Source organism: Microbacterium sp. CPCC 204701 (assembly GCF_004010105.1).
Taxonomy (GTDB): domain Bacteria; phylum Actinomycetota; class Actinomycetes; order Actinomycetales; family Microbacteriaceae; genus Microbacterium.
The window spans coordinates 1-4,776 of sequence record NZ_RRYE01000241.1; the positions used below are offsets into that span (position 1 = coordinate 1).

5 protein-coding genes are annotated in these 4,776 nt (G+C 71.0%); 4 read left to right on the forward strand and 1 reads right to left on the reverse strand.

What is annotated here, in order from left to right; genetic code table 11:
* Positions 1-214 precede the first annotated feature (214 nt).
* Positions 215-634: an SHOCT domain-containing protein gene (locus tag EIO58_RS12900; protein WP_127819884.1), complete on the forward strand. Its 420-nt coding sequence runs from the start codon at positions 215-217 to the stop codon at positions 632-634.
* A 32-nt stretch (positions 635-666) separates the two neighbouring features.
* Here the strand turns inward: EIO58_RS12900 and EIO58_RS12905 are convergent, their stop codons facing one another.
* Positions 667-1,530: a PHP domain-containing protein gene (locus EIO58_RS12905; protein ID WP_127819881.1), complete on the reverse strand. Its 864-nt coding sequence runs from the start codon at positions 1,528-1,530 to the stop codon at positions 667-669.
* A 75-nt stretch (positions 1,531-1,605) separates the two neighbouring features.
* Between EIO58_RS12905 and EIO58_RS12910 the strand changes: the two genes are divergently transcribed.
* The 3 genes from EIO58_RS12910 to EIO58_RS12920 all read left to right on the forward strand — a co-directional run.
* Entirely contained in the window at positions 1,606-2,628 is a 1,023-nt protein-coding gene (locus tag EIO58_RS12910; RefSeq protein WP_127819882.1) for an endonuclease/exonuclease/phosphatase family protein, read from the forward strand.
* Between the two features lie 39 nt (positions 2,629-2,667).
* Positions 2,668-4,125, forward strand: a complete 1,458-nt coding sequence (locus tag EIO58_RS12915) for an aminopeptidase P family protein (RefSeq protein ID WP_127819883.1) — start codon at positions 2,668-2,670, stop codon at positions 4,123-4,125.
* Positions 4,126-4,204: 79 nt separating this feature from the next.
* A partial coding sequence (locus EIO58_RS12920; RefSeq protein WP_446723926.1) for a gamma-glutamyltransferase occupies positions 4,205-4,776 on the forward strand: 572 nt, incomplete at its 3' end.

Here is a 4,776-nt window from a genome sequence, read left to right on the forward strand (position 1 = left end):
AGCACCACGACGGCAAGCCCGCCCCGCGCCGGCGCCGTCGTCGCGGCGGTGCAGCTCCCGCCGGAGGCGCCCCCGTCGGCGCCTGACCGGGCGGATTTCACACGATCTGCACCCCCACCGATGCCCGCATCGGCGCTATGGTGAGCGCGAGCGGCGCGGATTCGCGCCGTGACCTCGCATTGTAGAAAGGCCGATCGTGCACTTCATCGAAGTCATGAACACCGGGTACCAGTACCAGGGGTTCTGGGGATCGTTCTGGGACATCATCTGGTGGTTCCTGTGGGCGTTCTTCTTCGTCGCCTATCTGTTCGCGCTGTTCGCCGTGATCGGCGACCTGTTCCGTGACCACAAGCTGAACGGCTGGCTCAAGGCGGTCTGGATCATCTTCCTGATCTTCGTGCCGTTCCTGACGCTGCTGGTCTACCTCATCGCCCGTGGCAGGGGCATGGCGGAGCGCAGTGCCAAGGAGGCGCAGCATATCCAGCAGGCGCAGGACGCCTATATCAAGTCCCTCGCCGGCGGCGCCTCGGGCGCGAGCCCGGCCGACGAGATCGCCAAGGCGAAGTCCCTCCTCGACGCGGGCACCATCTCGCAGGCGGAGTATGACGCGCTGAAGGCGAAGGCGCTCGGCTGACACCCGACCGCGCGGCAACGCCCTCGTCCGCCTCACGGATAGACGGGGGCGTTGCCGGTCGCGCGCTCGACGATGCGGGCGACCATCGCGTCGTCCGTGGTGTGCTCGCCCGGCTGGTTGGGCTTGCCGAGTCCGTGGTAGTCGCTCGACCCGGTCACGATGAGGTTTCGCGTCCGGGCGAGCTCCCGCAGCCTGCTCAGCCCCGGCTCCCGATTCTCGCGATGGCCGAGCTCGAAGCCGGCGAGGCCGGCATCCAGCATCCTTCCCAGGAGCTTCGCCGGGAGCAGCCCCGCGCGGCCCGCGGGGTGCGCGATCACGGGCACTCCCCCGGCGCCGACCACGAGCTCGACGGCCGTGACGGGGTCTGGCGCGTACAGCGCGACGTAGTAGTCGCCGCCCGGGCTGAGGATGCCCGAGAAGGCCTCGGCGCGGTCACGAACGAGGCCGCGCGCGACGAGCGCGTCGGCGATGTGCGGGCGCCCGACGGTCGCGCCGTCGCCGGTCTGCGCGAGGATGTCGTCCCACAGCAGGTCGTAGTCACGTGCGATGCGATCGGCCATGAGCCGTGCGCGATCGAGCCGCGACGAGCGGATGCGGGTCGTCTCGGCGCGAAGCGCCGGCGCGTCGGGATCCAGCAGGTACGCCAGCACATGGACGCTGCGCCACTCGTGCCGCGCCGACAGCTCCATCCCGGGCAGGAACGTCATACCGAGGGACGCCGCCGCCTCGGCCGCCTCTGCCCAGCCCGAGGTGGTGTCGTGGTCCGTGAGCGCCACCGTGCGCAGGCCGTGCGCGTGCGCCGAGGCCATGACTTCGGCCGGCGGCTGCGTGCCGTCGGAATACGCCGAGTGCAGGTGCAGGTCGCTCGGACCCTCGAAGCGATGCGTCCCCGGCATCCTCCGAGGGTATCGCTGCGGCCCGCGGGGGCCGTGCTTACGGATCTCCCAGCCTGCTCGCATAGAGTCGCCGACGTGCTTCGCCTGCTCGGTATCCTCGCGACCGTGCTCTGCGCGATCGCGGCGGCGGTCGTGACATGGCCGGGATTCTTCCGCGTCGAGCGCGTCTTCCCGATCGCCCAGGTCGTCTCGTTCCGGGGGATCGTCGTGCTCTTCTTCGCCGCCGCTCTGGTGCTGGCACTGCTGCTGGCCATCGCGCGTCCGGTGCGCGGCTTCGCCCTCGCCCTCGCCCTCGTTGCCGGGCTCGCAGTGGTCGCGAACGGGTCGATCATCGTGCTGCGCGGCGGCACCGGCACCGAGCCGCTCCCGGTCAAGGCCGAGGAGAGCGTGCGGGTCATGACGTGGAACACCGCGGGGCCCGCGACCTCGCCCGACACGATCGCCAAGATCGCGGTGGCGATGGATGCCGACATCGTGGCCCTCCCCGAGACCACGATCGAGACCGGCGAGAAGGTCGCGATCGCGATGCGCGACCTCGGCCACCGCATGTGGGCCCACCATGCCGAAGACCACTCGACGGAGTGGGATGCGGGCTCCACGACCCTGCTCATCTCGCCCGAGCTCGGCGACTACGCCGTCATCGAGTCCTCGCTCGACGGCAGCAGCAACACCTCCACCGTGCCGAGCGCGGTGGCGATGCCCACCACGGGCGACGGACCGGTCGTGGTGGCCGTCCACGCGGTCGCTCCGCGCCCCAGCTACATGCAGAGCTGGCGCGACGATCTCCGATGGCTGGCCGATCAGTGCGGCGACACGAACGTCATCATGGCCGGCGACTTCAACGCGACGGTCGACCACATGTCAGGCCTCGGCATGGGCGGCGCCACGCTCGGGCACTGCACCGACGGCGCCCTCGCGACCGGCAACGGCGCACTCGGAACCTGGTCGGTCGGCATCCACCCGCTGCTCGGCGCCCCCATCGACCACGTGATGGCGTCGCGGCACTGGCGCGCCTCCGGCTCGGTCGTGCTCCGATCGCTCGACGAATCGGGCTCGGACCACCGACCCCTCATCGTGCAGTACGAGCCCGCCGGCTGACGCCTGCCCGCCGGTTCCGCGGCGTGCCAGACTTGAGGTATGAGCAGCGCAGCCGACCGGACCACGGGCACCGCGGGCGACACGATCGCCGCACCCGAGGCCGGCTCCTCCACAACCGAGCCCACGACGACCACCAACCGGCGCCAGCCGTACGGGCAGGGATTCCTCGACACCATTTCGACCGGCTGGGCGGAGCGTCCCGACTCCACGCCCTCCGCCCGCGCTCAGGCAGCGTTCGCCGCGACACGCCGCGACACGGTATCCGCAGCGTTCCCCGGCCAGCGTCTCGTGATCCCCGCCGGCGAGCTCAAGCAGCGCAGCAACGACACCGACTACCCGTTCCGGGCGCACTCGGCGTTCTCGCACCTCACCGGGTGGGCCGCTGACTCCGAGCCGGGCTCGGTGCTGGTCTTCGAGCCGAACACCGCGGGCGGCCACGACGTCACGCTGTACTTCCGCGAGCGCGCCGATCGCACCACGAGCGAGTTCTACTCGGATGCCTCGATCGGCGAATTCTGGATCGGCCCGCGGCCCGCGTTGGCCGGGGTGGCCGCCGATCTCGCGCTGGCGACCGCGCACGTCGACGACTTCGAGTCGCGCGACGGCGATGTCGTCCTCGACGAGGACGACGACCTTACGCGCTTCGTGTCGGAGCTGCGCCTGGTCAAGGACGCGTACGAGATCGAGCAGATGCGGCTCGCGGTCGAGGTGACGGCGAACGGCTTCGACGACATCGTGGCGAACCTTGCGGGAATCCTCGCGCACCCCCGCGGCGAGCGCGTCGTCGAGGGCGTGTTCCATCAGCGGGCGCGCAGCGACGGCAATGCGGTCGGCTACGACACGATCGCGGCCTCCGGGCCGCACGCCTGCTACCTGCACTGGACGCGCAACGACGGCGCGGTGATGCCGGGAGACCTCATCCTCATCGACGCGGGCGCCGAGGTCGACAGCCTCTATACCGCCGACATCACGCGGACGCTTCCGGTCAACGGTCGCTTCACCGACATCCAGCGCAAGATCTACGAGACGGTGCGCGAAGCTGCGGATGCGGCGTTCGCGGCGGCGCGACCGGGCGTGAAGTTCCGCTCGGTCCACGAAGCGGCCATGACGGTGATCGCGAATCGCGTGGCCGAGTGGGGACTCCTGCCGGTCAGTGCCGAAGAGGCGCTGGACGCGGATCAGGGCGGTCACCATCGCCGGTACATGGTGCACGGCACGAGCCACCACCTGGGCATCGACGTCCACGACTGCGCGCAGGCGCGCCGCGACATGTACTACGACGGCGTCCTCGAGCCCGGCATGGTGTTCACGATCGAGCCGGGCCTGTACTTCCAGATCGACGACCTCACCGTGCCCGAGGAGTACCGCGGCACCGGCGTGCGCATCGAGGACGACATCCTCATGACCGCCGACGGCCCGGTGAACCTCTCCGCCGCCATCCCGCGCACGGCGGACGAGGTCGAGGCCTGGATCGCCCGGTTGAACCCGGGTCGCTGACCCCGCCGCCGATCCGCTCGTGACGTACACCGCGCCCTCCGCGTTCACCACGCGGCCCACTCTGTCGGGCACGTTCGGGATGTCGGCGTCCACGCACTGGCTCGCCACGGCCTCGGCGCAGTCGGTGCTCGAACGGGGCGGCAACGCATTCGACGCCGCGGTGGCCGCCGCGTTCGTGCTGCACGTGGTCGAGCCGCATCTGAACGGACCGGGCGGCGATCTCGTCGCGATCTTCCAGCAGCAGGATGCCCCGGCCCCGACGGTCCTGATGGGGCAGGGGCCCGCCCCATCAGGGGCCACGATCGAGCACTACCGCGGCGAGGGCCTTGACCTCGTGCCGGGTGGCGGAGCCCTTGCGGCGGCCGTCCCGGGCGCCGTCGACGCATGGCTGCTGCTGCTGCGCGACCACGGCACGTGGGAGCTCTCAGACGTCCTCGGCTACGCGATCGGGTACGCCCGTGACGGGCATCCCCTCGTCCCAGGCGCCGCGGCGACGATCGAGCGGGTCGCGGAGCTGTTCCGCCAAGACTGGCCGACGTCGGCGGCGCTGTGGATGCCGGACGGCGAGCCCCCCGCGGCGGGAACGGTCGTGCGAAACCCCGCGTACGCCGCCGTGCTCGACGGGCTGGTCCACGCGTCGTGCACCGTGCG